This is a genomic window from Qipengyuania sp. R86523, from assembly GCF_044596365.1.
Taxonomy (GTDB): domain Bacteria; phylum Pseudomonadota; class Alphaproteobacteria; order Sphingomonadales; family Sphingomonadaceae; genus Qipengyuania; species Qipengyuania citrea.
Genome location: NZ_CP138997.1, coordinates 193,402 through 219,208 on the forward strand (window position 1 = coordinate 193,402; position 25,807 = coordinate 219,208).

Here is a 25,807-nt window from a genome sequence, read left to right on the forward strand (position 1 = left end):
CTACTACTGCTCGAGGAGTTCCATGACCGAATTTGTCACGCGCGCCGGAATCGAAGCCGATCCGCAGCTTGCCGCCTTTATCGAAACCGACGTGCTTGGGCCCCTCGGCCGCGACGTCGATGCCTTCTGGAAAGGTTTTGCCGACCTCCTGGGCAGGTTCGGTCCGCGCAACGCGGACCTGCTGGCCAAGCGCGAGGATCTGCAGGCGAAGATCGATGCCTGGCACACCGAACGGGCTGGGCAGCCGCATGAAGCGGGCGCCTATCGCACCTTTCTGGAAGACATCGGCTATCTCGTCCCCGAACCGGGCGAGTTCACCATCGGGACCGAGAATGTCGATCCCGAGATCGCGACCATGGCCGGCCCCCAGCTGGTGGTGCCCATCCTCAACGCACGCTTCCTGCTCAACGCCGCCAATGCCCGCTGGGGCAGCCTCTACGACGCGCTTTACGGCACCGATGCGCTCGACGCGCCCGCCGCACGGCCGGGCGGGTATGACGAGGAGCGCGGCGCCGCGGTCATCGCCGAGGCGCGCAAGCTGCTCGACGAGATCCTCCCGCTCGCATCGGGAAGCTGGAAGGATCTCGACAGCCTCGACACCCTCGAACTGGCCGATCCTTCGCAGCAGGTCGGGCAGACCGACAAGGGCCCGCTGTTCCGCCACAACGGCCTGCATATCGAGATCGTCGTCGATCCGGACAGCCAGGTTGGCAAGACCGACCGGCTGGGTATCGCCGATGTCAATTTCGAGGCCGCGCTGACCACCATCGCCGATTGCGAGGATTCGGTCGCGGCGGTCGATGCCGAGGACAAGCTCACCGCCTATCGCAACTGGCTCGGCGTGATCCGCGGCGATCTGGAGGAAAGCTTCGAGAAGGGCGGCAAGACGCACACTCGCAAGCTGGTGGGTGACAAGATTTACACCGGCAGCGACGGCGGCGAACACAGCCTGCCCGGCCGCAGCCTGATGTTCGTGCGCAATGTCGGCCATCTGATGACCAACCCGGCGATGCGCTGGGACGGCAAGGAAATCCCCGAGGGGATCCTCGATGCGGTGGTCACCTCGGCGATCGGCGCGCAGGATGTCGCCGGACTGGGGAAGTACGGCAATTCGCGCTGCGGCAGCATCTATATCGTGAAGCCCAAGATGCACGGGCCCGAGGAATGCGCCTTCACCGACGACCTGTTCGACGCGGTGGAAGATCTGCTCGGCCTGCCGCGCCACACGATCAAGGTCGGGGTGATGGACGAGGAACGCCGCACATCAGCCAATCTTGCCGCCTGCATCCACGCGGTGAAGGACCGCATCGTCTTCATTAACACCGGCTTCCTCGACCGTACGGGGGACGAGATTCACACCTCGATGCGTGCGGGGCCGATGATGCGCAAGGGCGAGATGAAGAACTCAGCCTGGCTCAAGGCCTACGAGGCGCGCAATGTCGGCATCGGGCTGGCGCATGGCCTGTCGGGCCGTGCGCAGATCGGCAAGGGCATGTGGGCGGCGCCCGACCTGATGGGGCAGATGATGATCGACAAGATCGGCCATCTTCGCGCCGGGGCGAACACCGCCTGGGTGCCGAGCCCGACCGCCGCGACGCTGCACGCGATCCATTATCACCGCGAGGACGTGTTCGAGATCCAGAAGGGCCTGCCCGATGCGGCGAAGCTCGACGAACTGCTTGCCATTCCGCTGGCTGACGGCACCAACTGGTCGGAGGACGAGATCCGCGAGGAGCTCGACAACAATTGCCAGGGCCTGCTCGGCTATGTCGTGCGCTGGATCGATGCCGGTGTCGGTTGCTCCAAGGTCCCCGACATCAACGATGTCGGCCTGATGGAAGACCGCGCAACGCTGCGCATTTCCAGCCAGCATATCGCCAACTGGTTGCTCCACGGCGTCATCAGCGAAGAACAGGTGATGGACAGCCTGCGCCGCATGGCCGCCAAGGTCGACGAGCAGAACGCGGGCGATCCCTTCTACCAGCCGCTGCTGGAGAACGAGGACGGCGCGGCATTCAGCGCGGCGAAGGACCTCATTTTCAAGGGTGTCGAACAGCCCAGCGGCTACACCGAACCGCTGCTGCACGCCTGGCGGCGCAAGAAGAAGGCGCAGGGCTGACCACAACCAGTCGCGATCGAAGGAGAAGCCCCGCCGACCGGCGGGGCTTCTTCGTGGGGCCTTAGCGTTCTGCAGTGAGTGCGCGCGCGAGGGTCACGAATTCGCCGACCGTTACCGTCTCCGCGCGGCGCTGCGAATCGATGCCCAGCTGCTCCAGCGCGGCAACCGCACCGGGCACGCCCTTGAGGCTTTGGCGCAGCATCTTGCGGCGCTGGCCGAAGGCGGCTTCGGTCAGCCGTTCGAGCAGCCGGGCGTCGACCCTTTCGGGCATCTCCGCGGGTTCGACATGGACGATTGCGCTCATCACCTTGGGGGGCGGGGTGAAGGCGCTGCGGTGGACCTTCATTGCCAGCTTCGCGCGGCTGCGCCACTGCGCCAGCACTGCAAGCCGGCCATAGGCCGAGCCGCCGGGCTGCGCGACGATGCGCTGGGCGACTTCCTGCTGGAACATCAGCGTCAGGCTGGTCCACAGCGGCGGCCATGCATTCTCGCTGCCCTTCGCTCCGGCCAGCCAGCGCACGAACAGCGCGGTGCCGACATTATAAGGCAGGTTGGACAACACGGCGAAGGGTTCTCCGCCCATCAGTTCGGCATGATCGAGCTTGAGCGCGTCGCCCTCGATCACGCGCAACTGGCCCGGGAAGGCGTCTTCCAGCTCGGCCAGCGCGGGCATGCAGCGGCGGTCCATCTCGATCGCGGTCACGCGGGCGCCGGCGCGCAGCAGGGCGCGCGTCAGCCCGCCGGGACCCGGACCCACCTCGAGCACCTGCTTCCCGGCAAGATCACCGGGCACCGCGGCGATCCGGTCGAGCAATTGCTCGTCGAACAGGAAGTTCTGCCCCAGTGCCTTGGAAGCGCTGAGGCCGTGGCGGGCGATGACTTCGCGCAGGGGCGGCAGCTCAGCCATGCGCGGACCGGTTGGCGGCTATCTGTCCCGCCATGCGAATGGCGGCGATCATCGCGCTGGGATCGGCGAGCCCCTCGCCCGCGATATCGAAGGCGGTGCCGTGGTCGGGGCTGGTGCGCACGATCGGCAGACCAAGCGTGACATTGACCCCCTCGTCGAAATCGAGCGCCTTGAGCGGGACCAGAGCTTGGTCGTGATACATTGCCAGCGCGGCGTCGTAGGTCTGCCGCGCGCGCGGTGTGAACAGCGCGTCGGCGGGATGCGGCCCGGTAATGTCGAACCCTTCGCCCCGGAGGGTCTCGATCGCCGGCGCGATTATGCGCGCTTCCTCGTTGCCGAACCGGCCGCCTTCGCCCGCATGCGGGTTCAGCCCACATACCGCGAGCCGCGGCGCGGCGATGCCGAAATCGGTCGCCAGCGCGCGCGCCACGATCCGCGCACGTCGTTCGATCAGCTGCTGCGACAGCCGGCCGGAGACTTCGGACAGCGCGCAATGGACGGTCAGCGGCACGGCGCGCAGACTGGGCCCGGCGAGCATCATTACCGCCTGGTCGGCTTCCATTCCGCAGACTTCGGCGAAGAATTCGGTCTGGCCCGGATGCTCGAAGCCGACGGCCGCCAGCTGCGCCTTGGCAATCGGCGCGGTGACGATCGCTGACGCGGTACCCAGCAGCACGCAGCGCGTTGCCTCGGCCAGCGATTGCAGCGCCAGCGCGGCGCCCATTTCATCGGGCTGTCCGGGGTGCGCAGCGACATCTTCGCGGCCGAGCACCGGCAGCGCACGGCCGAACAGTCCCGGCACTTCGGCCGGATCGTCGATCAGGGCGATGTCGAGCGCGAGCCGGCGGCTGCGCGCCGCGGCTTCGAGCACGCCCTTGCCGCCGACCACGAAAAAGGGCGCGAGGCCCGCTTCGGAGCGCCGCGCCCAGCTTTCGACGATGATTTCCGGCCCGATCCCCGCCGGATCGCCAATCGATACGGCGAGGGGTGCCATGACGGGCGTCAGTTGTACTCGATGAAGGCGTCGTTGCGCAGGTCGCGCAGGTAGCGCTGGGCGCGTTTCTCGATGCGCTCGTCCTCGAGTTCGCCCATGATCTGGTTGAAGTCGGGGCCGGCGGCCACTTCGGGATCGTCGCGCCCGCACAGCATTAGCACGCGCACGCCTTCCTCGAACGAGCCGAACGGGGGCGTCGCCTGGCCGACCTGCAATTGCAGCAGGATGTTCTGCAGCGCTTCAGGCAGCGACCGGACACGGATCTGGTCGTTGGTGACGACATTGGCGCCCAGACGGGCAGCCGCGCTCTCGGCATCGCCGCAACCGCGGATGTCGCGCACGCCTTCGGTGAAAGCCGCCACACGCTGCTGGGCCAGCGCTTCGCTGGTACCAGGTGCGAAGCTGATCTGGATCTGCTTGAGGCTGAGCATCGCATCGCGCGGATCGGCCATCAGCACCTGCCGCTTGTCGATCAGGTAGAGGATCGAAAAGCCGCCCGGGATCCGGATCGGGCCGACCAGCTGACCGGGGCTCATTTCCGCGGCCACCGTTTCCAGCTGCGGGTTCTTGAGCTGCGCCAGCTGGATCCAGCCCAGATCGCCGCCAACGGCTGCGGTGGAGGCTTCGGAGAACTGCCGCGCATAGGCCACGAAACTGCCGCCCTGGCGGAGCTGTTCGACGATCTTGCTCGCATTGGCCTCGACCGCGGCTTCGGTTTCGGGCGTGGCCGAAAGATAGATTTCGCCGAGCCGGAATTCCTCGGTCCCGCGCGAGGCCTCGAGCCGTTCGATCAGTTCGGTCACTTCGTCCGACGAGACGTTGACGAAGGGGGCGATATTGCGGCGCAGCAGGCGGTTCCACGCCAGTTCGCCGGTGATCTGCCGTTTGAGCGAGGCGGGCGAGGAGCCGATGGACCGCAGATATTCGTCCATCTGCTCGGCGGCCTGACCGAAATTGCGGGTCGCGACGCTGGTATAGGTCTGCTCGACTTCTGCTGCAGGGACTTCGAGCTCCTGCGCTTCCGCGGCCTGAATCTGCAGCGTTTCGTCGATCAGATTGCGCAGCACCTGCATGCGCAGGCGGACCAGCTCTTCCTCGCTGACCGGCGTCTGGTTGGCCGCCAGCAGCAACGCCGCCCGCTGGTCGACATCGGTTTCGGTCACGACATAGCCATTGACGACGGCGGTGGCGACGCGGTGGTTGGGATCGCTGTCCTGCAGCATGCTGAGGTCGCTGGGCAGGCCGAGCAAATTGCCCTGGCCCATGGTCTGCTGGGCCTGGCCCGCAATCGGTGCGGCGACGAGGCCGGCCGCTGCGGCAAAGGAGAGCAATCGGGAAATCATGTGTGCAGTCACCTGTCGAACCTGTCTTGCGGCATCGCCGGGATGCCCGAATATGCCGGGCGTCTTGCAGCGGCGCGGCTTAACCAAAGCTGATGATTGCGCGCCGGATAGCGCGTTTGGGCCGGGGTGCCAATAAGCGCAGCCTAGCGGAAACCCAGATTTCTCAGGCTGAAGTAGAACTGGAAGGTATCGCCGCGTTCGGCATCTCCCGCGGTAATGTAATCGCGCCGCCAGGTAACGCCCAGTTCGAGGCAGTCGTCCTGATAGGCGATGCCCAGGCGGGTACGGATCGGATCGAACCCGTCCGATGCCAGCGTGGGGTCCTCCTCGCGGTCGGTAAGGTTGAACACGCCCGAGCCGAACAGCGACCAGTAATTGGCAAAAGCCACCCGCACCGCGCCGCGCAATTCCTCGCGGTCCTGCAGATCCTCTACCTGCGTGATATCGCGGTCGAGCCGGACGTAACCGATCTCGGCATAGGTCCGGCTCGACCCGACGGTGGCGTCGATCTCGTTCCGGCGGATCGCCAGATTGTCCTTGTCCAGCCGGAAGCGGTGGGTGAACTTCAGGAAGTTCTTGTACCGCACCTCGGTCCGGCCGACGAAATCGGAGAACCGTTCGGACAGGCCGGTCCCCACCGGCAGGATGTCGCGGTCGCTGTCGAGACGGTAGGATTGTCCCACATTGGTCTTCAGTTCCCAGTCCGGAATGCGCAGTGACCAGTCGAATCCGTAGGTGACCCGCGCGCCGTCCTCGACCCGGTCGTAGCCGGGGAAGCGGTTGAGCGCGAAGAGGTTGGAGTCCTCGAGGTCGATCGCGCGGGCATCCTCGTTGGGGATGGCCAGATTCTTGATTGGCGGGGTGGCGACGAATTGCACGCGAGGGGTGAACACCTGCGTGCCGCCGAAGGCTTTGCCGACGAAGGGCCATTGCACGTCGAGTGCGCCCAGCGCCACGCCGCGGTATTCCCAGCCGGGATTCCCGCGATAGCTCGGCGTGGTGGTGAGGTAATTCTCGTCCGAATGGTAGACGTTGCCGCGCAGCATGCCGGTGAGCGTGACGACCTGGCCAAGCGCGGTCACGCGGCGCAGGTCCCATTGCGCGCGGGCGAAGGCGCGCTGCGTGTCCTGCCCGATATCGCGCATGATCGCGAGCGTGTTGCCCTGCAGTTCGAGCTGTCCGCCGAGGATCTTGGCATCGGGCCGCCAGCGTACATCGAGCACGGGCAGCGCGATCGGCACTTCGCCTTGCGGCTGGTCGAGCCGCAGGGTCTGTGTGGCCCAGCCGGCCAGCGAGAAATAGGTGTTGCCGGCAATTCGCTCCAGCTCGAGCGTGGAGCGCAGCCGGTCGTCTCGGCTGATGTCGTAGCGGCGCAGGAAGGTGCGGTCGGTGGTGCGGCGGACCGATCCGGTCAGGCTCCAGTCGGGCGTCAGCTGGAACCTGCCATTGGCGAACAGGTAGCCGCGGAATTCCTCCGCGCTGTCGGCCACGCCGGTGAAAGTGGAAATTCGCTGCGAATGGGTGGCGTAACCGGTGATCTGGTAGGCGCCCGCTTCGGTCAGGTGGCGCCACTGCCCCGCGACCATCGGTGCCGCCCCGGTATAGACATGGGTGGTCAGCGTAAGGTCTTTGTTGTCGCCGAAGCGCAGGTAATAGCTGCCCGATACCTCGACCCCGTTGCTTTCGGAAAAGCGCAGATCGGGCACGAGGAAACCCGAAACCGCACCGCCATCGGTGCGGATCGTCAGCCCCGGCAGCGGCAGCAAACGGGCGCCGAACAATTCCAGATAGGCGCCCGAAAAATTGATCCGGCTGGTCTCGGGGTCGTAAACGACGCGCTCGGCGGTTATCCGCCAGCTCGGATCGCGCGGGCAGCCCTGCGGATCGACCACGGCGCAGCCGCTATAGGCCGCTTCCTCCAACGCGACAGTGCCGTCGCTTTCGCGAATGCCGCGATTGGCGGCGAGCCGCCCGCCCTGCCGCAGCGCGAGCAGCAGATCGTCCATCGCGCCGGCTTCGAATTCGTCGGTCAGCTCGACCCGTTCGGAAAACAACTGGTTGCCGTTTTCATCGACGAACCGCACGCGCCCCGTGGCGAGGATTTCGCCGGTCTGCTCGTTCCAGCTGACCGAATCGGCGCGCAGCGACCGGTTGCCGCTGCGCAGCACGACGTTGCCGCTGGCGGTCACGACATCGCTATCGGCACTGTATTCGAGGATATCGGCTTCGAAGTCGATCGCGCGGTTGCCGGCCGCATCCAGCCCGTCATCGCCGGTGGGGGCGGGCGGCGGGTCCAGCCCGGCGCCGGGATCGGGTACGGTGAGCAGATCGTCGACGCGGGCGCCCTCGTCCAGCGTGGGCCGGTCGGGCTGCGGGTCGCCGGGCTCGCCCTGCGGGTCGATGACGTTGCCGACATTGTCGGCCGCGCGCTGCGCAGCGGCCGGGCTGGCCGCGCATAGCGCCAGCGCAATGGCAGTCAGAGTCGCGGGACGGATGGCCTCCCGGATGGCGTGCGGGGCTGTCTCGGCAGGCGGGAGCATCCCTTGCCTATCGCACCGGCCACGCCTAATCGCAATCGCCATCCTCGATGGGCGTGCGCGCAGCGTATCGGCCCTGACCAAAGACAATTCCGGAGATCCCATGCACATTCAGTTCAGCCAGTCCCGCCCGCAGGTTGCGCGCCTTGTTGCGCAAGTTACCGACAAGGACAAGGTTCCCGCTGGGCTGGAAAAGCCGTTCGCCGAAGGCATGGAAGCCGCCCGGTTCAAGGGCAAGGCGGGGCAGGTGTTCGACGGCTTCGTCGAACGCGATGGCCAGGTCCTCCGGCTGGCGCTGGCCGGCCTCGGCGACAAGAGCGATGAAGCCCGGCTCGCCAATTGCGAGAAAGCGGGCGCGGCGCTGGCTGCAAAGTACCAGTCGAGCGGCGACGAGGAACTCGTCCTCGACCTCGCGGACAGCGGCCTGACCGCCGAACAGGCAGCCAGCGTCCTGCTCGGCCTGCGGCTGCGCAACTGGCGCTACGATGTCTATCGCACCAAGATGAAGGACGAGCAGAAGATCACGCTCGCCACTGTCACCGTGATCGGCGCTCCCGAGGGGAGTGAGGCCGCGTGGGACGACATGGCGCGTGTCGCCGAGGGCGTCGAGTTCACCCGCGTGCTGATCACCGAACCGGCGAATATCCTGTACCCGGAAAGCTTCGTCGAGCGCTGCCGCGAACGCTTCGAAGGCACCGGCGCCGAGCTGATCGTGCTGGACGAGGCGCAGATGGAAGAGCTCGGCATGGGGTCGCTGCTGGGCGTCGGTCTCGGGTCGGAGCGCGAATCGCGCATCCTCGCGATCCGCTGGGACGGCGGGGAACCGGGGGCCGCCCCGACCGCCTTCGTCGGCAAGGGCGTGACCTTCGACACCGGCGGCATCTCGATCAAGCCGGGCCCGGGCATGGAAGACATGAAGTGGGACATGGGCGGCGCAGGCGCCGTGGCGGGCGCGATGCTGGCGCTGGTCGGGCGCAAGGCCAAGGCCAATCTCGTCGGCGTGGTCGGGCTGGTCGAGAACATGCCCGATGGCAAGGCGCAGCGTCCCGGCGACGTGGTCACGAGCATGAGCGGACAGACCATCGAAGTGCTCAACACCGATGCCGAAGGGCGGCTGGTGCTGGCCGATGCGCTTCACTGGACACAGGAAGAATTCAAGCCCGCGCGCATCCTCGATTTCGCGACGTTGACCGGCGCCATGATCATAGCGCTCGGCCACGAGTTCGCGGGCGTCTTCTCGAACGATGACGCGCTTGCCAGCCAGCTGCACGATGCGGGCGAGGTGACCGGCGATCGCAACTGGCGCCTGCCGATCGGCCCGGCGTATGACAAGCTGATCAATTCGCCGATCGCCGACATGAAGAACATCGGTGGGCGCGCCGCTGGATCGATCACCGCCGCGCAGTTCCTGCAGCGCTTCATCGCCGACGGGACCCCGTGGGCGCATGTCGACGTGGCTGGCATGGTCTGGTCGGACAAGCCGGGCCGGACCTGGGGCAAGGGCGCGACCGGTTACGGCGTGCGCCTGCTCGACCGGTTCGTTCGCGACACGCTGGAAGGCTGACGGATATCATGGCCAAGGGTACCGGCAAGATGCGGCGGATGGGCGACTTGCCCAGCAAGACGTGCCTGACCTGCGGCTTTCCGTTTACTTGGCGCAAGAAATGGGCGCGGGACTGGGAGGGGGTCAAATATTGCTCGGACAAATGCCGCCGCAACAAGCCATCCTCGTCGGGTGAGGCGGCGGGCCCCGAATGACCACGACCCGCGTCGATTTCTACCAGCTCAGCCGCGATCCGGTGGACGTGACGGTGGCCAAGCTTGCCCGCAAGGTGTTGCAGGCGGGCGAGCGGCTGGTGGTCGTCAGCGGTGACGACGCGCAGCGCACGCATCTGTCGCAACTGCTCTGGCAGCAGGGCGGGGCGGCCTTCCTCGCCAACGGCATGGCCGGCGGGGCGCATGAAGCGCGCCAGCCGATCCTGCTGTCGGGCACCTGCGGTTCGCCCAATGGCGCGCGCATGGCCCTGATCGCCGATGGAAGGTGGCGCGAAGAGGCGCTGGAATTCGACCGCGTCCTGCTGCTGTTCGATGCCGCCCAGCGCGACGCGGCCGCGGCTTTGTGGCGCCGCTTCGCGCAGGACGAGACGATCGACAACCGCATCAACAAACAGGATGAACACGGCAGTTGGCGCGAGGGTCGCTGACGGAACCGTTGCGCGGTTCAAGCATCGATAGGGCATGACACGCAGCCCGCCCGCCGCCCGCCTCGCCGCTTTCACTGCCGCCGCGCTGGCAGTTGGGGCCTGTGGGGGCGAAGCCGAGAACGCGGGCGAGAATGGCGGCGACGGCGCCGAACCGCGCGGCTCCTACGATATCGATGCGGAAACGGGCGAAACCCGCGCGCGGCATACGGGCGACGACGGCACGGTCACGACCATGCGTTCGGGCGAGCGCGTCCCGGTCGAACTGCCCGCGGGGTTTGCCCTCTATCCCGGCGCACGGGTGACCAACAACACGCGGGTGGAACAGGCCGCTGGCGTGCTGGTCCTGCTGACGCTGGAGAGCGCCGCGCAACCGGCGGATATGGTGACGTATTATCGTGAACAGGCAGCCAGTGCCGGGATCGACGTGGCGACGTCGCTCGACAGTGGGCCGATGACGATGATCGGCGGTGAAAACGCCGATGGCACCAGCTTCTCCTTCACCGCGACGCGCGAAGGCGAGGTCACCCGGGCGCAGCTGTCGATCGGACGTGGTCTCGAATGAAACTTGCCCGGGCGGGCCCGCGGCGCTAGGGGCGCGCGCGAGAATTTTCTCCCCCGCATACTCCACGCAAGGAAATCACCATGGCGGTTACCCGCACCTTTTCGATCATCAAGCCCGATGCCACGCGCCGCAACCTCACCGGTGCGGTCACCAAGATGCTGGAAGAAGCCGGCCTGCGCGTCGTCGCCTCGAAGCGCATCCAGATGACCCGCGAGCAGGCCGAAGGCTTCTACGCGGTGCACAAGGAACGTCCCTTCTTCGGTGAACTGGTCGACTTCATGATCTCGGGCCCGGTCGTCGTGCAGGTTCTCGAAGGCGAAGACGCGGTCAAGCGCAACCGCGACGTGATGGGCGCAACCAACCCGGCGGATGCCGATGAAGGCACCATCCGCAAGACCTATGCCGAATTGATCGAAGCCAATTCGGTTCACGGCTCGGACAGCGACGAAAACGCCAAGATCGAAATCGACTTCTTCTTCAACGAAGACGAAATTGTCGGCTAAAAGCCTCTGCGGCCATGTCTTTTGGCCGCACATCATTTGTTTATAGGCTCAGGGGGCGATCCGTTCTAGGATCGCCCCCACTATGGTCTTCGGCTTCTTGAACAAGCGCCTTTCGCGCAAGTCCCGCGCGAAGATGGTCGGCCAATTGGTCGATGCACTGAACAGGTTCGATTACGAAGCGGTCGAAAGGCTGATCTCGCCCGACATGAAGGTCGTCGATGCGGGTGGGTACAGGCTGGAAGGCGCCGCCGCGGTTATCGACGCCGACCGCACCTTCCGCGAGCAGGCCGACCGCCCGCAGATCATCGTCGATACGCTCGACCACTGGGGCAAGGGAATGCTCCTGCGGGGCCATCTGGAAAGTCCGATGGCGGAAATTGACGGGCCGCTGATGTGGCGGATCGAATTCACCGGCAATCGTATCGGCCTGATCGAAACCACCCGCCCGCTTGACCGGATGACCGCGCCGATGTTCGCCTCCCGCCGCAGCGCCCAGGCGGCCCGCTAGGCGGCTTCGCCCGCGGCGAAATTCTCGATCTGCACCTTGTGCGCCGTATGACTGCCCGCCGCGGCCTTGCGCTGTTCGCGCCGCATCGCGGCCAGTGCAGCGCCCGATAGCGGCATGTCCAATGCAGCATAGACGTGGCCGATCTCGGCTTCCCAGTCCGCATTCAGCCGATCGAAATCGACATGCGCAACCTGTCCGGCAAAGCCCGCCAGTGTGCGTTCGATCCGCTGCTGGCGCAGTGCCAGCTTGCGCTGCCATTCGGCGGTGATGGCGGACAGGTCGCGGCGGGTGCTCTGGGGCGCCATCTGGCTCGCCACCAGCGATACCGAACTCTCGACGATCGCGGCCGCATCGCGGTGCGTCACCACCAGCCGCGCACCGGGGAAGTGCTGCAACAGCGCGGGCAGGTCTTCGGCGAATTGGGGGCATTTCAGCACCCGCGGGTGGTCGGTATTGCCCATCGTCGCCGCGTCCGTCCGCAGGATGCGTGCGAATTCGGCATAGACCGGACCGGGATCGCGCGCCTCGCTCCACGCCACGAAGGACGGGATGTGCCACTGCGCCTCGAAGGTCGCGGGCGATAGCGCTGCGGCAAGCCAGCCGATTTCTTCGTCGATACGGGTCGAACCGAACGGATGCAGCGCATCGAGCCAGGGATTGATCCGCCGCGCGATCGCCAGCGCCGCGGCGGCCTTGAAGGGGCGCCAGTCGGGCGTAACCGGAACCGGGTTGTGGCTGTCGCAGAACCGCGTACCGGCATGGTCCGGGTCCGCGGCCAGGAGCCGGTGCATTCGCGTGGTGCCCGCGCGCATCTGTCCGACGACGACGATCGGGGATGCGATGTCACCCTGCGGCAAGCTCGGGTCGGTTCGCCATGCGCGGCCCAGTGCATGCCGCTTGCGGATGGCCGAGGTCAGCTGGCCATAGGCCATCGTGTGGCCCAGCGCATTGAGTTCGGCTTCGCCGCGCAGGCTGGCGCACAGGCGTTCGAGGCGCAGGCGGAAGTCGGCAACTTCTGGCTCGCTGCGGCCCGCATGTTCGTCCTGCGCGGCAAAACCGCGGCTGCCCACCTGCCACAGATATTCGGGGTCGAGCGGCGGCTTGGCGGTGATGCCCTTGCGCCACAGCGCGCCCACCGCGCGATCGGCCCAATCGGCGGCGCGGGCGGTGGCCAGCGGGTGGGGGCGCGGCGGCATGGCCATCGCGCTCAGGAAACGTCCGCGGCGTCGAGCAGGCCGGCGATGCTCTTCGGGGCTACCTGCTGCCAGCTGCGCCGCAGCCAGTGGGCGGCATCATCCCAGTCGAGGTCCGCCCGGTTGAGGATGACGCCGATCCATCCACTGGCGCCGTAGTAGGCCGGCTTGTGATAGGCATGCGGCTGTGCCTCGACCAGGGTTTCCAGCTCGTCCAGCCCCGCGCATTTCACCAGCAGCGAGATGTGGGGGGCGCCGTGATGCCGGTCGGAGAAATGGGCGAAGAACTTGCCCGATTTCTCGGTCCCGACCCGAAAGCCCGGCGCACCGTGGCTTTTGCGCTCATGTGTTTGCGGCAACGCCAGCGCCAGCGTGCGCACGCGGGCCAGCAGGTGTTGCGGGTCGTTCCAGCGCGAAACGTAATCGGCCAATACGCGGGGATAGAGCTGGTGTTCGGCCAGCCGGACGCGGGCGGCCAGCGCAGCGGGTGTGTCGCCGGGCTGGATCGCAATCGGGATCTGGCCGAGGATTTCGCCCGCATCTAGCTCTTCGGTCACCAGGTGGACACTGGTCCCGCCGTGGCTATCGCCCGCCGCAATCGCGCGCGCATGCGTATCGAGCCCGGGATAGGCGGGCAGCAGCGAGGGGTGGATATTGAGCATGCGTCCCTCCCAGCGCCCGACGAAGCCGGGCGTCAGGATGCGCATGTACCCCGCCAGCACGATATATTGCGCGCCGGCATCGCGCGCCGCCCGTTCCATGGCCGCATCGTGGTCTTCGCGGGCCATGCCCGCGTGCGCCAGCGCGAAGGTGGGGACCCCTTCGGCCCGGGCCAGCGCAAGCGCGGGGGCGGCGGGATCGTTGGCTGCGACAAGTGCGATTTCATAGGGCGAACCGGGCAGGCGGCTGGCATAGAGCAGCGCCGCCATATTGGTGCCCGTGCCCGACACGAACACGGCGACCTTGGCGGTGGCCGTCGCGTGCTCAGGCAAGATGCGCCGCCGACCAGTCCTCGCGCGCGGCCCAGGTGCCGGCCGTGCCGTGCACGCTGCATCCCTTGTCGCCCGCCTCGATGCGGCCCACAGCCAGCACGGTTTCGCCCGCGTCCTCGAGACGGGTGCGAACGATTTCGGCATTGGCGGGCTCGACCGCGAGCACCATCCCTACCCCGCAATTGAAGGTCCGCGCCATTTCGGCGGGTTCGATATTCCCCTGGGCCTGGAGGAACGCCATCAGGCCCGGTTGCTCCCAGCCATCGGCTTCGACATGGGCATGCGCACCCTCGGGCAGGACGCGGGGGATATTTTCCAGCAGGCCGCCGCCGGTGATATGCGCCATGGCGTCGACCAGTCCGTCGCGCACCAGCGGCAGCAGGCTGCGCACGTAGATCCGCGTCGGTTCGATCAGTGCGTCGATCAGCAGGCGGTCGCGATCGAACAGGGCCGGGCGGTCGAGTTTCCAGCCCTTGTCCTGCGCCAGCCGCCTCACCAGCGAATAACCGTTCGAATGCACGCCCGAACTGGCGAGGCCAAGCAGCAGGTGGCCGGGCGCGACGCGTTCGCCGGTCAGCTGTTCGCCGCGCTCGACCGCGCCGACGCAAAACCCGGCGAGGTCGTAATCGCCCGCGGCGTACATGCCGGGCATTTCGGCGGTCTCGCCCCCGATCAGCGCGCAGCCGGCCTGTTTGCAGCCCTCGGCGATGCCCGCGATGACGCGCTCGGCCACGCCGTTCTCCAGCTTGCCGGTGGCGAAGTAGTCGAGGAAGAACAGCGGTTCGGCGCCCTGGACGATCAGGTCGTTCACGCACATGGCGACCAAATCCACGCCCACCGTGTCGTGGCGGTCGCTGTCGATGGCCAGCTTGAGCTTGGTGCCCACGCCGTCATTGCCCGCGACCAGCAAGGGATCCTTGTACCCGGCTGCCCTGGGGTCGAAAAAGCCGCCGAAACCGCCGATCTCGCCATCCGCACCGGGACGCATCGTGGCCTTCACCAGCGGCCCGATCGCCTTGACCAGCGCATTGCCCGCCTCGATCGAAACACCCGCCTGTTCGTAGGTGTAGGAAGGGCTGCTGCTGCGCGGTTGGTCACTCATCTGACCCGCCTTACGCTTTCGCGCTTGGATTTCCAGAAGCCTTTCGGCAAAAGGCGCCCTGTTTTCCCCATGATCCGATCGATATCCTCCCCCTTCGCGTTCCGCCGCTTCGCCATCCTCGCCGTGGTCCTGGCCACGCTGTGCGCGCTCAGCGTGGTCGTATGGGCGCAAGTCGGCGGGGAACGCGGGATCGCCCCGGTGGCCTCGAGCAGCGATATCGAAGTGTCGGGAATCGAAGTCGATGTCCGTGCCGAAAGCGGCATCGCCGCGCGCGAACAGGCCTGGGAAGAGGCGCAGCGCAAGGCCTGGGACCGCCTCGAAGGCCCCAGCCTCAGCGATTCGCAGATCGCCGCCCTGGTTTCCGCCGTGGTCATCGAGCGCGAACGGCTGGGACCGAGGCGCTACATCGCCACGCTCGGTGTCGTGTTCGACCGGCAGCGCGCGTCGCGCTATCTCGGTTCAGAAGGCGAAGCGACGCGCTCGGCGCCGATGCTGCTGCTGCCGGTGACCGTGTCGGCAGGTACGCAGATGGTCTACGAGCAGCGCAATCCCTGGCAGCGCGCCTGGGCCGGCTATCAGGCAGGACAGAGCCGGATCGATTATGTCCGCCCGGCGGGTGCCGGGGGGGATTCGCTGCTGCTGACCTATGGCCAGACCGGGCGCCGCAGCCGCACCTGGTGGCGCAATGCGCTCGACCAGTTCGGCGCTGCCGATGTGCTCGTCGCCATTGCGAGCCTGCGGTACACCTATCCCGGCGGGCCGATCGAGGGCACGTTCACGGCGCGTTTTGGCCCCGACAACGCCTATCTCGACGGGTTCGACATGACCGCGGCATCGCCGGCCGAGCTTCCGACCATGCTCGAACGCGCCGTGGTGCGCTTCGACCGGATCTTCGAACTCGCGCTGGCCGAAGGCAAGCTGCGGCCCGACCCAACGCTCGACATCGGCACGCCCGAACTCGATCCCGCGCTCCAGCGGCTGCTCGATCTCGGCCGCGCACTGCGGGCGCAGGAGCAGGCTGCGGCAGCCGCGGCATCGCAGCCCACTGCCGAAAGCGGCGATGCGATCACCGCAGCGCCCATCCAGACGCCGCCGCCCGAAGGATCGGTCGCGCTCTACACCGTGCAGGTCGCCACGCCCGATGCCGCCAGTTTCGATGGCGCGGTCTCCAGCGTGCGCGGGACGCCTGGCGTGCGGGCAACGGGCATCCGCAGCACTGCGATCGGCGGAACCTCGGTGATGACGGTCAGCTATTCCGGTTCGATCGGCGAACTGGCCGACGCCCTGCGGGCGCGCGGCTTCACCGTCCGCCAGGGCAGCAACGCGCTCGCCATCAGCCGCTGATTCGCGGGCGATGACCTCGCAGATCGCTCTTCCGCTGATTCCGGCCGGCGCCGGCGAGCCGTCCTCGATCGTGATCGGATCGGGGAACCGCGCAGTGGCCGAAGCGCTGGCGGCGCCGGCCAGCTGGCCGTTCCGCACCGCCATCCTCCATGGGCCGCCGCGCGCGGGCAAGTCTCTGTTCGCGCGCTGGTTCGCCGCGCAGCAGGCGGGGGAGGCGATCGACGATGCCGAAACGCTTGACGAGACCGCGATCTTCCATCGCTGGAACCGCGCGCAGGAAAGCGGCATCCCACTGCTGCTGGTGGTGGGCGACGGGGGCTGGGACATTGCCTTGCCCGACTTGCGCAGCCGGATGGGGGCTGCATTGCAGCTCGAAATCGGGCCACCCGACGATGCGCTGGCGACCGACCTCATGCTGTCGCATGCCGCCCAGCGCGGCCTGGTCCTGGGCGAGGGTGCACCCGCCTATCTCGTGCCGCGAATGGAACGCAGCTATGCCGCGATCGAGAAAATCGTTGGCGAAATCGACCGGCTGAGCCTTGAACGGCAGGTTCCCGCCACCCTATCTGTATGGCGTGATGCACTGGAAGCGGTGCAGGGCCCGGACCAGGGACGCTTGCTTTAACTGCTTCCCGATGGGAGAATAGTGCCCATGTTCGAACGGCTTGTCGCCTATCTCGACAGCGTGAAGGCACGCGATCCGGCTCCCCGCAGCCGCTGGGAAGTGCTGACCTATCCCGGTGTCTGGGCGGTGTTCTACCACCGCATCGCGCATTGGCTGTTCGAAGCGGAGCTGTTTTTTCTGGCCCGGCTGGTCAACCACTGGAGCCGGATGGTCACTGCGATCGATATCCACCCGGGCGCGAAGATCGGCAAGAACCTGTTTATCGATCACGGCTTCTCGGTGATCGGCGAAACCGCCGAGATCGGCGACAACGTGACGATCTACCAATGCGTGACGCTTGGCGGCACCAATCCGGCCAATGGCAAGGGGGGCAAACGCCACCCGACCATCTCGGACGAGGTGATCATCGGCTCGGGCGCGCAGGTAATCGGCCCGATCACGGTCGGCCGCCGCGCGCGCATCGGTGCCAATGCGGTCGTAACCGACGAAGTGCCCGAAGGCGCCACAATGATCGGCCTCAAGGCGCGCAGCACGCTGGTGCCGGCCGAACAGTGGCTCAAGGAATTCATTCCCTACGGCACGCCGTGCGACGATCCGTGCGAACCCAGCCGGGATTGCATCGAGAAGCTCGACAGCGAGCTGAAGGCACTGCGCGCCGAAGTCGCCGCGCTGCGCGCAGAACGCGAACCGGCGCAGCGCAACGGGACTGCCGATTGATGGGTTCTTTCGGCGATACGGTCGTCGCCTTCCCGGGTCGCAAGCCGCTGCAGATCGGTTTCAGCCGCGAGGAACTGACGCGGATCCTCGATCTCTACGGGCGGATGGTCGCAGCCGGGCAGTGGCGCGATTACGCGATGGATTTCACCAAGGATTGCGCCGTGTTCGCCGCATTCCGGCGCGCGGCGGAACGTCCGCAGGCGCGGATCGAGAAACGCCCCGCCTTGCGCAACAAACAGGGCATGTGGACGCTGTTCGGCGAACATGGCCAGGTGCTCAAGCGCGGTCACGAATTGCCCGGCGTCATCGCGCCGATGGAACGGCGCCTGCTCAAGACGGTCGACAGCTAGGCAGCGGCAGTTGCGAAAAGGGCCCGCGCCGCAGCACGAGCCCCTTCCTCAACATATTGCAAAGCGGATCAGCCGCGGGCGCTGCCGGGGCCGGTTCCGGTGACCTTCTGCATCGCGGTCAGGATCGCGCCCGACTGCTCGCTGCCCGACTGTGGGGCCTTGAGGTTGGAGAAGTCGCTGATCTTGTCCCAATTGGCAGCAAAGCCTTCGACGGTGCGCTCTTCATCGGTGAGCCAGACCGCGTCGTTCATAACCGTCCAGGCCGAGTGGAAGCCGCCAGCGCCCGCGCCCACGATCGCGTTGGTGGGCGCGTCTTCGCTGACGAGGAACAGCGCGGCCGGGACCACATTCACCGGGTCGAACAGCTTGAAGGCTTCTTCGGGGAAGAGGTCTTCGGTCATGCGCGTGCCCGCCACCGGCGAGATCGTGTTGACCTTGATGTTGTACTTGGCGCCTTCGAGCTGCAGCGTCTTCGTCAGGCCGGCGAGGCCGAGCTTGGCGGCACCGTAGTTGGCCTGGCCGAAATTGCCGAACAGGCCGGTCGACGAAGCGGTCATCAGCACGCGGCCATAGGCCTGCTCGCGCATGGTTTCCCATACAGCCTTGGTGACGTTTGCCGAACCGTTGAGGTGGACGTCGACGACGAATTCGAAATCATCCATCGTCATCTTGGCGAAGGTCTTGTCGCGCAGCACGCCGGCATTGTTGATGACGACGTGGACGCCGCCCCACTTCTGCTTGGCGTCGGCAACCATCTTTTCCATCTGTTCGTATTCGGTGACCGAGCCGCCGTTCGAAACGGCTTCGCCGCCGGCCTTCTCGATTTCCTCGACCACCTGCAGTGCCATGTCCGAATGGCCGGTGCCGTCGCGCGAACCGCCGAGATCGTTGACCACGACCTTGGCGCCGCGGCGGGCGAGTTCGAGCGCGTATTCGCGGCCCAGACCGCCGCCTGCGCCGGTTACGATGGCTACCTTGTCCTTGAAATCGATGCTCATGGGGCTGCTCCTGCTTTATCGTTTACGTAAAGGTCAATTGCGCGGCTGGGTGGCATGTTCGCTTCGCACTTGCAACACCGGGTATGGCGGGCCGCCGTTCCGTAGCGGCGGACCGCTCAGCCCAGCCTGGCCAGCGCCGGAACCAGTTCCGCCAGCGAATCGATCTCCGCATCGGCGCCCAGCTCACCCTGCGGCTTGTCGCAATAGCCGTAGCGCGCGCCGATCACGGGGACGCGGGCGGCGCGCGCTGCGGCAACGTCATAGGAGCTATCGCCGACAAAGGCGAGGCTGCCGCCGCCGCCGCGCCGCTGCGCTTCGAAGATCGGGTCCGGCGCGGGCTTGGCCTTGCCCTTGCCCATGGTATCGCCGCCGATGATCGCGACGAAATGATCGGCGAGGTCGAGCGCAGCGAGGATCTGCCGCGCGAAGCTTTCGAACTTATTGGTCACCACCACCATAGCGATATCGCGTTCGCGCAGCAGCGCGAGCGTTTCGCGGGCATGCGGATAGGGCTGTGTGTGGACCGCGTTGTTGTCCGCGTAATAGGCCAGCATGGCCTTGTAGAGCTTGCGGAATTCGTCGTCGGGCAGGCCGCCCTGTTCGTCCACCGCGCGCTGCAGCATGATCTTTGCGCCGCCGCCGATGAGGTCGCTGGCGTGGTCCGCCGGGACGGGCGCGAAGCCGCCGAGATCCAGCGCGTGATTGACTGCAGCGCCAAGGTCGCGGTGGGTTTCAAGCAGCGTTCCGTCGAGATCGAAACCGATGATGGAAAAGGGCAGGTCGCTCATGGCAGCGGCGGTGGCGGAAGGTTCTTCAAACTGCAAGCGAATGGTGGCAAGGCACCGCGCATGAACATGACACGCGATTTCGCCGCCATCGTCCTTGCCGCGGGCAAGGGCACCCGTATGAAAAGCGATCTGCACAAGGTCCTGCACCCGATTGCCGGTCGCCCGATGCTCGACCACCTGCTGGCGACCGTCGATGCGCTGCAACCGGCCAAGAAGGTCGTGGTGGTGGGCGCGGGGCGCGACCAGCTCGAAAATGCGCTGGCCGGCAGCGCCGAAACCTGCCTGCAGGAACCGCAGCTGGGTACGGGACACGCGGTCCAGCAGGCCGAGGAGAGCCTGGCAAATCACAGCGGCGATGTGCTGGTGCTGTATGGCGATGTGCCCTTCGTGAAGGGCGAGACGATGCAGGCCATGCTCGACCGTCTGCATGCCGAAGACCGGCCGAAAGTCGTGGTATTGGGCTTCGAACCCGACGATCCGGGACATTACGGGCGAGTCATCGCCGATGCCGACGGGCGGATCGACAAGATGGTCGAATTCAAGGATGCGAGCGAGGAGGAACGCGCCTGCCGCCTGTGCAATTCGGGCGTCATGGCAGCGCGCAGCGCCGACATGTTCGAGCTGCTCCGCCGCGTGGGCAACGACAATGCGCAAGGCGAATATTACCTCGTCGACATCGTCAACATCGCCAGTGCGGACGGCGATAGCTGCGCGGTCGTATCCGCCGACACGCCCGCCGAGGTTACCGGCATCAACAGCCGCGCCGAACTCGCCCGTGCCGAAGCGCAGTGGCAGGAACTCAAGCGCGAGGAAGCGATGACCGAAGGCGTCACGCTGACCGCGCCCGACACGGTATTCTTCAGCTGGGACACCGCGCTGGCGCCCGATGTGACGGTGGAGCCGCATGTCGTGTTCGGCCCCGGCGTCACCGTCGCCCGCGGCGCGCGGATCCGCGCGTTCAGCCATCTCGAGGGGGCGCGCGTCGGGGAAGGGTGCTCGGTCGGTCCCTATGCCCGCCTGCGGCCCGGCGCGGTAATGGAAAAGGACAGCTTCGTCGGCAATTTCGTCGAGATGAAGCAGGCCACGCTGGGCGAGGGGGCCAAGGCCAGCCACCTGACCTATCTTGGTGATGCCGAGGTCGGCGCGGGCGCGAATATCGGCGCGGGCACGATCACCTGCAATTACGATGGCTATTTCAAGCACAAGACCGTGATCGGCGAACGCGCGTTCATCGGTTCGAACAGCGCACTGATCGCGCCGGTGCGGATCGGGACCGATGCAATCGTCGCTGCAGGCAGCGCGGTCAGCCGTGATGTCGGCGACGGCGATCTGCGCATGGTGCGCGGCGAACAGGTGGTTAAACCCGGCTGGGCCGACCGTTTCCACGATGCGATGAAAAAGAAGAAGGCGGCGGACAGGAAGTGAGGGCGCTGCTCGGCTGCACCCTGTTGCTCGCGTCCTGTGGCAGTGCCGGCGCGGGAAATGATGGTGAACCAGTGGAGCAGCGCGCCGAACAGGCGCCGCCGCCTGCTGGGCCCCTCTCGCCGGTACCGGCAACAACTACGTCAGGTTCGCCCGGCCGGACGGTCGAATGCGCTTCGGGCGAAGCCGAGGTGTTTTCGTGCAAGGTTGCAGGCGGCAAGCGGATTGCCATTTGCGGCACGGGCACGGGGAGGGGCGAGGCCGAATACCGCTTCGGTGACGGCGAGCCCGAGCTGGTCCTCAGCGGGGGGCGCTGGGCCAGTGTGCCCTATTCCGGCGGCGGCGAAGCGCAGGTTGCCTTTGCCAGCGGCGATACGCGCTACGTCGTCTTCAGCCGCATCGTGCGGACCAATTTCGCTGCCGGCGAACCGAACGACCCGGCCATCAACGACGGCGTGATCGTGCTCGAAGGTGAAGAGGTGATCGGCATCCAGCTATGCGACGATCCCGATGTCGCGGCAATCGACTACGATCTTGCCGAAGCCCATTTCCCCCGCGCCGACGATCTTTTCAGCTGGGAGACCGACCTCGCCGAACACCGAACCCGATAACTGCTGGCTGTGCGGGCGCGCGCTCGGGCGCAAAGTCCAGCTGCATCATCTCGTGCCCAAGGCGAAAAAGGGGCGCATGACCGTGCCGGTGCACCCGATCTGCCACCGCGCGATCCACGCCAATTTCACCAATGCGCAGCTGGCGCGGATCGGCACCGACCGCGACGCGCTGCTTACCGACGAGACCCTCGCGCGGTTCGTGGAATGGGTGGCCGACAAGCCGCCCGATTTCCACGCCCCGACGCGCAGGCCGCGCTGATCAGTCCGCCAGTCGCTGCAGCAGATAGACCATCTGCAGCGCCTGGATCTTGGCGCGCTGTTCGTTGTCGACGCCGCCCGAATGGCCGCCGGTCATGTCCTCGAAGTAGTAATACTCCTGCCCCAGTTCCTTGACCCGCGCGGCGCCCTTGCGCGCATGCGCGGGGTGCGTGCGGTCATCGGCGGTCGAGGCCCAGAAGAAGGGCGCGGGGTAGTCCTTGCCCTCGAGCAGCTTCTGATAGGGTGAATAGGGCTCGATCCAGGCGCGCTGCTCGTCGATGCGCGGATCGCCATATTCGCCAGTCCACGACGCGCCGCGCCCGATCACGTGATACCGCAGCATGTCGAACAGCGGGATCTGCACGATCGCCGCGTTGAACAGGTCGGGACGCTGGGTGAAGGCCGTGCCCACCAGCAATCCGCCCTGCGAACCGCCCTGGATGCCGAGATGGTCGGGACTGGTGATCCCGCGCGCGACCGCGTCTTCGGCAATCGCGAGGAAATCGTCCCAGGTGCGCTGCTTGTTCTCGCGGATCGCGCTCTGGTGCCAGCCAGGGCCGAATTCGCCACCGCCGCGCATGTTGCCGAGGATGTAGGCGCCGCCGCGTTCGAGCCAGATCTTGCCGATCGAACCGAGGTAGGAGGGCAGGCGCGGCACCTGGAAGCCGCCGTAACCGGTCAGCAATGTCGGATTGTTCCCGTCCATCACCATGCCCTTGGGCTTGACGAGGAAGTAGGGGATCTTGGTCCCGTCCGCGCTGGTCGCCTCGTATTGTTCGACTTCCATGCCTTCGGCGTCGAAATAGCTCGGCGAGGTCTTGATCACTTCGGGCGCGCCGCTCCCGTCCGAATAATAGAGCCGCGACGGGGTGAGGAAGTCGGTGACCGAATACATGATTTCGTCCGACCCTTCCGATGCGGCAGCCACATCGAGGGTCGAATTGTCGGGCAGCTCGATCTCGCTCGAGACCCATTCGCCGTCGACGTGGTCGAATTTGAGCACCCGGCCGCGAACGTTGTCGAGCAGGCTGACGTAAAGGCTCTCGGCGGTGTTCGCCGCGCCCTGCTTGGTCTGCTTGTCCTGCGGGGCCCAGACCAGTGTCTTGGGCGCGCCATTGGGATCGGTCTTGAACTGTTCGAGATCGACCGACACCAGCGCATCGGCCGGGAAGGTCTGGTCGCCGACTTCCCAGTCTACATCGGTCGAGAACAGCAGCTGGCCATCGATCAGGCCGTAGGGCGAGGCCTTGAGCGGCAGCTCCAGCCGGAGCCATTCGCCGTCATGCTGCCAGAAATATTCGGTTTCGTGGAAGCTGACCGCGCGGAAGGCATAGGTGCCGTGAACCTCGCCCGTGTGATCGCGCAGCAACGCCGCGCCCGACCAGACATCGGCTTCCTCGCCGCGCCAGATCTCTTCCGCCTGTTCGATCGGCGTGCCGCGTTTCCAGATGCGCGCTGTGCGCGGATACTGGCTCTCGGTCAGCGTGCCTTCGCCGAAATCGCGGCCCACCAGCAGCGTATCGGCATCGATCCACTCGATCCCGCCCTGGCTCTTCTCGTCGAGCACGAAGCCGCCCTCGACGAAGCTCTTGGTGGTCATGTCGAATTCGCGCAGCACGGTGGCATCCTCGCCCCCGTCGCTCAGCGCGATCATGCACAGGCGATCTTCGGGCGGCAGGCAGGTCGAGCCCTTGTACACCCATTCGCGCCCTTCGGCCTCGGCCAGCGCATCGACGTCAAGCACGGTTTCCCATTGCGGGTTGTCGGAACGGTAGCTTTCCAGCGTGGTCCGGCGCACCAGCCCGCGCGGGTTCTGCTTGTCCTGCCAGAAATTGTACAGGCCGTCCGGGCGGATCGTGACATAGGGGATGCGATCTTCGCTATCGTAAATCGCCAGCGCCTCGGCCTTGACCGCGTCGTAGCGCGGGTCGCCCGCGAGCAGCTCCATCGTCCGCTCGTTCTCGGCGCGGACCCAGTCGAGCGCCTTGTCGCTACGGGCTTCTTCGAGCCAGATGTAACTGTCCTGCTCGGGGCCGGGAATGCCGTCCTGCGCGGCGACGGGGGTGGTGCTTGCAATGGTCATGGCAGTGGCAATGGCCAGCGCGGATGCGAGTTTCAAGGGCAGCTCTCCAGATTTGCTGGAGCATGTTCTGCCCCGGCGTCAGGCCGGCGACAAGCCCTTCCCGGTCACCGGCTGGTGGAAAGAAGATCACGCCGCAGCCATACTGCGAGTCCGCGGTCATGGATGCGTTCTTCGGCGATCACGATGTACCCTTGCGGCAGCGTGGTCTCAACGTAGTCGAGCGTTTCCAGGTTCTGCTGGGTGAATGGCCGGTCGGCGGTCACGACCACCGGTGGACCGGTATCGAGAATACGGCGGACCTCGTCGATCTGGCGCACCTCGAGAGAATTGCGCTCGAGCGCGTTGTTGAGATGGTCGGGGTAGATCAGCCGGGTGGGAAGGCAACTGCCGGTAGCGCTATAGAGCGCTGTAGGACCGTCGAAGACCCACAGACAGGCTTCCTGTTCATCGACATGCGGCTGGATCGCGGCGACCAGTCCATCCATCGCTTCGCGGTGGTTCTGGGAGGCTTCGTAGCGTTCGGGCAGATAGAGCAACCCGATGCAGGCCACGGTCGCCGCGGCCAGTGGGGCCAGCCCCGCCGGTCCTTGGCGGTGAAGGAAGGGCAGGGCGACCAGCAGCACCCCGGGGACCAGCGCGGCGAAGTAATAGGCATAGACGGTCGACGGCAGGAATACGGTTGCGACCGAAGCACCGAGCATGGCGCAAAAGAACCGATAGCTCCGCCGATCGGCGGGAGGAGACATGCGCAGGCTTGCGTAGAACCCGGCGAGAGCAAGCACGACGAGCGGCATCAGGAAGAGCGTATGCCGTTCTGCAAACCGCCCCATGGGGGCAGGTTCGCGCAGGAAGAAACTGACGAAATTGGCGAACCAGAATTGGTCCCATCCGCCGACGGCGAAATAGAACAGCCCGACGAGAAGCGTGGGCGCCAGACCCAGTGCAGCGAACGCGATGCCGATCGCCGACAGCTGCGCCAGCGATCGCCCCGAGCGGTACTGCCCCCACAGCGCCCAAAGCCCGAAGAAAACGCATTGTGGCACGACGGTGTACTTCACCTGCAGCGCCAGACCGCCGATCACCATTGCAAGGAGCGCACGCTGCAAGGCCTGAGGGTGGCCCGTATCGCGGACCAGCAATGCCATCCCCAGCATGGCCGGGACATGGTAGATCTCGCTCTGTGCCGAATGCGAGCCATAGATCGTCATCAGCACGATATAGAGAACCGCGGCCGCGCTTGCGGTGACGCTGTCCGTCAAATGGATGGCCAGATTGCGCAGCAGCACGGCGCCCAGCACTATGAAGCCCGTCGCGAGCAACTGGTACGACCACGGGGCGGGCAGTCCGGTGGCATCGGCAAGGCCGAACAATGCGAAGAGACCGAAGGGCTTGCGGTCCCACAGGTCCACGAAGGGCAACTGGCCCTGCCACATTCGGCTGCCGATCAGCGCATAGAGTTGTTCGTCGATGTCGGCATTGTGATCGCCAAGGAATGGAAACCGCACGGCCAGCGCGAACAGTGCGAGAAACAGGACCAGCCACAGACCACGCGCTGCATGGCGCCGCGTCGGCGGCGCTTGTGCCATATCGAAGCTGATTGCCGTCATCGGACCGAATGTCTTCCCGCATGCATGCGGAAACGGCCCT

Annotated in this window: 25 protein-coding genes; 14 read left to right on the forward strand and 11 right to left on the reverse strand. The window is 66.2% G+C overall.

What is annotated here, in order from left to right; all coding sequences use genetic code 11:
• Positions 1-22 precede the first annotated feature (22 nt).
• Complete coding sequence (locus tag SJY12_RS01035) at positions 23-2,119, forward strand: malate synthase G (protein ID WP_397505705.1); 2,097 nt, start codon at positions 23-25, stop codon at positions 2,117-2,119.
• Positions 2,120-2,180: 61 nt separating this feature from the next.
• Here SJY12_RS01035 and rsmA read toward each other — a convergent pair whose 3' ends face one another.
• From rsmA to SJY12_RS01055, 4 genes are all read right to left on the reverse strand, one after another.
• Positions 2,181-3,026, reverse strand: coding sequence for a 16S rRNA (adenine(1518)-N(6)/adenine(1519)-N(6))-dimethyltransferase RsmA (gene rsmA / locus SJY12_RS01040; RefSeq protein ID WP_397505706.1), 846 nt, complete (start codon positions 3,024-3,026; stop codon positions 2,181-2,183).
• Positions 3,019-4,020 (reverse strand): 4-hydroxythreonine-4-phosphate dehydrogenase PdxA, encoded by a 1,002-nt coding sequence (gene pdxA / locus SJY12_RS01045; protein ID WP_397505707.1) that lies wholly within the window; start codon positions 4,018-4,020, stop codon positions 3,019-3,021. Before pdxA ends, rsmA begins: the two co-directional genes overlap by 8 nt.
• A gap of 8 nt (positions 4,021-4,028) precedes the next feature.
• Positions 4,029-5,375 carry a peptidylprolyl isomerase gene (locus SJY12_RS01050; protein ID WP_228135246.1) on the reverse strand — a complete coding sequence of 449 codons (1,347 nt, stop codon included), beginning with the start codon at positions 5,373-5,375 and terminating at the stop codon, positions 4,029-4,031.
• 131 nt (positions 5,376-5,506) lie between these two features.
• Positions 5,507-7,903, reverse strand: a complete 2,397-nt coding sequence (locus SJY12_RS01055) for an LPS-assembly protein LptD (protein WP_397505708.1) — start codon at positions 7,901-7,903, stop codon at positions 5,507-5,509.
• A 100-nt stretch (positions 7,904-8,003) separates the two neighbouring features.
• On the opposite strand from SJY12_RS01055, the gene SJY12_RS01060 reads away from it, so the two are divergent.
• From SJY12_RS01060 to SJY12_RS01085, 6 genes are all read left to right on the forward strand, one after another.
• Complete coding sequence (locus SJY12_RS01060; protein WP_397505709.1) at positions 8,004-9,464, forward strand: leucyl aminopeptidase; 1,461 nt, start codon at positions 8,004-8,006, stop codon at positions 9,462-9,464.
• An 8-nt stretch (positions 9,465-9,472) separates the two neighbouring features.
• Entirely contained in the window at positions 9,473-9,658 is a 186-nt protein-coding gene (locus SJY12_RS01065) for a DUF2256 domain-containing protein (RefSeq protein WP_063506312.1), read from the forward strand.
• Entirely contained in the window at positions 9,655-10,104 is a 450-nt protein-coding gene (locus SJY12_RS01070) for a DNA polymerase III subunit chi (RefSeq protein WP_063506311.1), read from the forward strand. The genes SJY12_RS01065 and SJY12_RS01070 overlap by 4 nt, the downstream gene beginning before the upstream one ends.
• Before the next feature lie 34 nt (positions 10,105-10,138).
• The gene (locus SJY12_RS01075) at positions 10,139-10,666 is read left to right on the forward strand and encodes a hypothetical protein (RefSeq protein WP_230833451.1); all 528 of its coding nucleotides are present in this window, start codon (positions 10,139-10,141) and stop codon (positions 10,664-10,666) included.
• 80 nt (positions 10,667-10,746) lie between these two features.
• Positions 10,747-11,169 (forward strand): nucleoside-diphosphate kinase, encoded by a 423-nt coding sequence (gene ndk, locus SJY12_RS01080; protein ID WP_397505710.1) that lies wholly within the window; start codon positions 10,747-10,749, stop codon positions 11,167-11,169.
• A 133-nt stretch (positions 11,170-11,302) separates the two neighbouring features.
• On the forward strand, positions 11,303-11,677 hold the full coding sequence (locus SJY12_RS01085) for a hypothetical protein (RefSeq protein WP_348114840.1): 375 nt from the start codon (positions 11,303-11,305) through the stop codon (positions 11,675-11,677).
• Here the strand turns inward: SJY12_RS01085 and SJY12_RS01090 are convergent.
• From SJY12_RS01090 to purM, 3 genes are read right to left on the reverse strand one after another with little or no spacing between them, the layout of a single operon-like run.
• A complete protein-coding gene (locus SJY12_RS01090) occupies positions 11,674-12,873 on the reverse strand; it encodes a sulfotransferase family protein (RefSeq protein WP_397505711.1) in 1,200 nt (399 codons plus the stop codon). The two genes, SJY12_RS01085 and SJY12_RS01090, sit on opposite strands and share 4 nt — an antisense overlap.
• 11 nt (positions 12,874-12,884) lie before the next feature.
• Positions 12,885-13,862, reverse strand: coding sequence for a phosphoribosylglycinamide formyltransferase (gene purN, locus SJY12_RS01095; protein WP_397505713.1), 978 nt, complete (start codon positions 13,860-13,862; stop codon positions 12,885-12,887).
• Complete coding sequence (gene purM, locus SJY12_RS01100) at positions 13,855-14,964, reverse strand: phosphoribosylformylglycinamidine cyclo-ligase (protein ID WP_348032154.1); 1,110 nt, start codon at positions 14,962-14,964, stop codon at positions 13,855-13,857. Before purM ends, purN begins: the two co-directional genes overlap by 8 nt.
• A 69-nt stretch (positions 14,965-15,033) precedes the next feature.
• On the opposite strand from purM, the gene SJY12_RS01105 reads away from it, so the two are divergent.
• Genes SJY12_RS01105 through SJY12_RS01120 form a run of 4 tightly spaced genes read left to right on the forward strand, consistent with a single transcriptional unit; the run spans position 15,034 to position 18,000 of the window.
• Positions 15,034-16,308, forward strand: coding sequence for a heavy-metal-associated domain-containing protein (locus tag SJY12_RS01105; protein WP_397505714.1), 1,275 nt, complete (start codon positions 15,034-15,036; stop codon positions 16,306-16,308).
• Between the two features lie 10 nt (positions 16,309-16,318).
• Complete coding sequence (locus tag SJY12_RS01110) at positions 16,319-16,933, forward strand: ATPase (protein WP_230833456.1); 615 nt, start codon at positions 16,319-16,321, stop codon at positions 16,931-16,933.
• Positions 16,934-16,960: 27 nt separating this feature from the next.
• Complete coding sequence (epsC, locus tag SJY12_RS01115) at positions 16,961-17,650, forward strand: serine O-acetyltransferase EpsC (protein WP_063505255.1); 690 nt, start codon at positions 16,961-16,963, stop codon at positions 17,648-17,650.
• A complete protein-coding gene (locus tag SJY12_RS01120) occupies positions 17,650-18,000 on the forward strand; it encodes a DUF2794 domain-containing protein (RefSeq protein ID WP_063505254.1) in 351 nt (116 codons plus the stop codon). The genes epsC and SJY12_RS01120 overlap by 1 nt, the downstream gene beginning before the upstream one ends.
• A 68-nt stretch (positions 18,001-18,068) precedes the next feature.
• On the opposite strand, the gene SJY12_RS01125 is transcribed toward SJY12_RS01120, so the two are convergent.
• Entirely contained in the window at positions 18,069-18,998 is a 930-nt protein-coding gene (locus SJY12_RS01125) for an SDR family NAD(P)-dependent oxidoreductase (protein ID WP_160766543.1), read from the reverse strand.
• Positions 18,999-19,114: 116 nt separating this feature from the next.
• A complete protein-coding gene (locus tag SJY12_RS01130) occupies positions 19,115-19,786 on the reverse strand; it encodes an HAD-IA family hydrolase (protein ID WP_397505715.1) in 672 nt (223 codons plus the stop codon).
• A 60-nt stretch (positions 19,787-19,846) separates the two neighbouring features.
• On the opposite strand from SJY12_RS01130, the gene glmU reads away from it, so the two are divergent.
• The 3 genes from glmU (at position 19,847) to SJY12_RS01145 (ending at position 22,078) form a co-directional block, all read left to right on the forward strand.
• Positions 19,847-21,211, forward strand: coding sequence for a bifunctional UDP-N-acetylglucosamine diphosphorylase/glucosamine-1-phosphate N-acetyltransferase GlmU (gene glmU / locus SJY12_RS01135; RefSeq protein WP_397505716.1), 1,365 nt, complete (start codon positions 19,847-19,849; stop codon positions 21,209-21,211).
• Between the two features lie 71 nt (positions 21,212-21,282).
• Positions 21,283-21,819, forward strand: coding sequence for a hypothetical protein (locus tag SJY12_RS01140; protein WP_397505717.1), 537 nt, complete (start codon positions 21,283-21,285; stop codon positions 21,817-21,819).
• 76 nt (positions 21,820-21,895) lie between these two features.
• Entirely contained in the window at positions 21,896-22,078 is a 183-nt protein-coding gene (locus SJY12_RS01145; RefSeq protein ID WP_369814707.1) for a hypothetical protein, read from the forward strand.
• On the opposite strand, the gene SJY12_RS01150 is transcribed toward SJY12_RS01145, so the two are convergent.
• Both SJY12_RS01150 and SJY12_RS01155 read right to left on the reverse strand, forming a co-directional pair.
• Positions 22,079-24,160: a prolyl oligopeptidase family protein gene (locus SJY12_RS01150; protein WP_397505718.1), complete on the reverse strand. Its 2,082-nt coding sequence runs from the start codon at positions 24,158-24,160 to the stop codon at positions 22,079-22,081.
• A 104-nt stretch (positions 24,161-24,264) separates the two neighbouring features.
• Positions 24,265-25,767 carry an ArnT family glycosyltransferase gene (locus SJY12_RS01155; protein WP_397505719.1) on the reverse strand — a complete coding sequence of 501 codons (1,503 nt, stop codon included), beginning with the start codon at positions 25,765-25,767 and terminating at the stop codon, positions 24,265-24,267.
• Positions 25,768-25,807 lie beyond the last annotated feature (40 nt).

Excerpts from the sequence above, each read along its gene's own strand:
- SJY12_RS01035 (WP_397505705.1), top strand. The coding sequence starts at position 23 with ATGACCGAATTTGTCACGCGCGCCGGAATCGAAGCCGATCCGCAGCTT.
- rsmA (WP_397505706.1), bottom strand. The coding sequence starts at position 3,026 with ATGGCTGAGCTGCCGCCCCTGCGCGAAGTCATCGCCCGCCACGGCCTC.
- pdxA (WP_397505707.1), bottom strand. The coding sequence starts at position 4,020 with ATGGCACCCCTCGCCGTATCGATTGGCGATCCGGCGGGGATCGGGCCG.
- SJY12_RS01055 (WP_397505708.1), bottom strand. The coding sequence starts at position 7,903 with ATGCTCCCGCCTGCCGAGACAGCCCCGCACGCCATCCGGGAGGCCATC.
- SJY12_RS01060 (WP_397505709.1), top strand. The coding sequence starts at position 8,004 with ATGCACATTCAGTTCAGCCAGTCCCGCCCGCAGGTTGCGCGCCTTGTT.
- SJY12_RS01065 (WP_063506312.1), top strand. The coding sequence starts at position 9,473 with ATGGCCAAGGGTACCGGCAAGATGCGGCGGATGGGCGACTTGCCCAGC.
- SJY12_RS01070 (WP_063506311.1), top strand. The coding sequence starts at position 9,655 with ATGACCACGACCCGCGTCGATTTCTACCAGCTCAGCCGCGATCCGGTG.
- SJY12_RS01075 (WP_230833451.1), top strand. The coding sequence starts at position 10,139 with ATGACACGCAGCCCGCCCGCCGCCCGCCTCGCCGCTTTCACTGCCGCC.
- ndk (WP_397505710.1), top strand. The coding sequence starts at position 10,747 with ATGGCGGTTACCCGCACCTTTTCGATCATCAAGCCCGATGCCACGCGC.
- SJY12_RS01085 (WP_348114840.1), top strand. The coding sequence starts at position 11,303 with ATGGTCGGCCAATTGGTCGATGCACTGAACAGGTTCGATTACGAAGCG.
- SJY12_RS01090 (WP_397505711.1), bottom strand. The coding sequence starts at position 12,873 with ATGCCGCCGCGCCCCCACCCGCTGGCCACCGCCCGCGCCGCCGATTGG.
- purM (WP_348032154.1), bottom strand. The coding sequence starts at position 14,964 with ATGAGTGACCAACCGCGCAGCAGCAGCCCTTCCTACACCTACGAACAG.
- SJY12_RS01105 (WP_397505714.1), top strand. The coding sequence starts at position 15,034 with ATGATCCGATCGATATCCTCCCCCTTCGCGTTCCGCCGCTTCGCCATC.
- SJY12_RS01110 (WP_230833456.1), top strand. The coding sequence starts at position 16,319 with ATGACCTCGCAGATCGCTCTTCCGCTGATTCCGGCCGGCGCCGGCGAG.
- epsC (WP_063505255.1), top strand. The coding sequence starts at position 16,961 with ATGTTCGAACGGCTTGTCGCCTATCTCGACAGCGTGAAGGCACGCGAT.
- SJY12_RS01120 (WP_063505254.1), top strand. The coding sequence starts at position 17,650 with ATGGGTTCTTTCGGCGATACGGTCGTCGCCTTCCCGGGTCGCAAGCCG.
- SJY12_RS01125 (WP_160766543.1), bottom strand. The coding sequence starts at position 18,998 with ATGAGCATCGATTTCAAGGACAAGGTAGCCATCGTAACCGGCGCAGGC.
- SJY12_RS01130 (WP_397505715.1), bottom strand. The coding sequence starts at position 19,786 with ATGAGCGACCTGCCCTTTTCCATCATCGGTTTCGATCTCGACGGAACG.
- glmU (WP_397505716.1), top strand. The coding sequence starts at position 19,847 with ATGAACATGACACGCGATTTCGCCGCCATCGTCCTTGCCGCGGGCAAG.
- SJY12_RS01145 (WP_369814707.1), top strand. The coding sequence starts at position 21,896 with ATGACCGTGCCGGTGCACCCGATCTGCCACCGCGCGATCCACGCCAAT.
- SJY12_RS01150 (WP_397505718.1), bottom strand. The coding sequence starts at position 24,160 with ATGACCATTGCAAGCACCACCCCCGTCGCCGCGCAGGACGGCATTCCC.
- SJY12_RS01155 (WP_397505719.1), bottom strand. The coding sequence starts at position 25,767 with ATGACGGCAATCAGCTTCGATATGGCACAAGCGCCGCCGACGCGGCGC.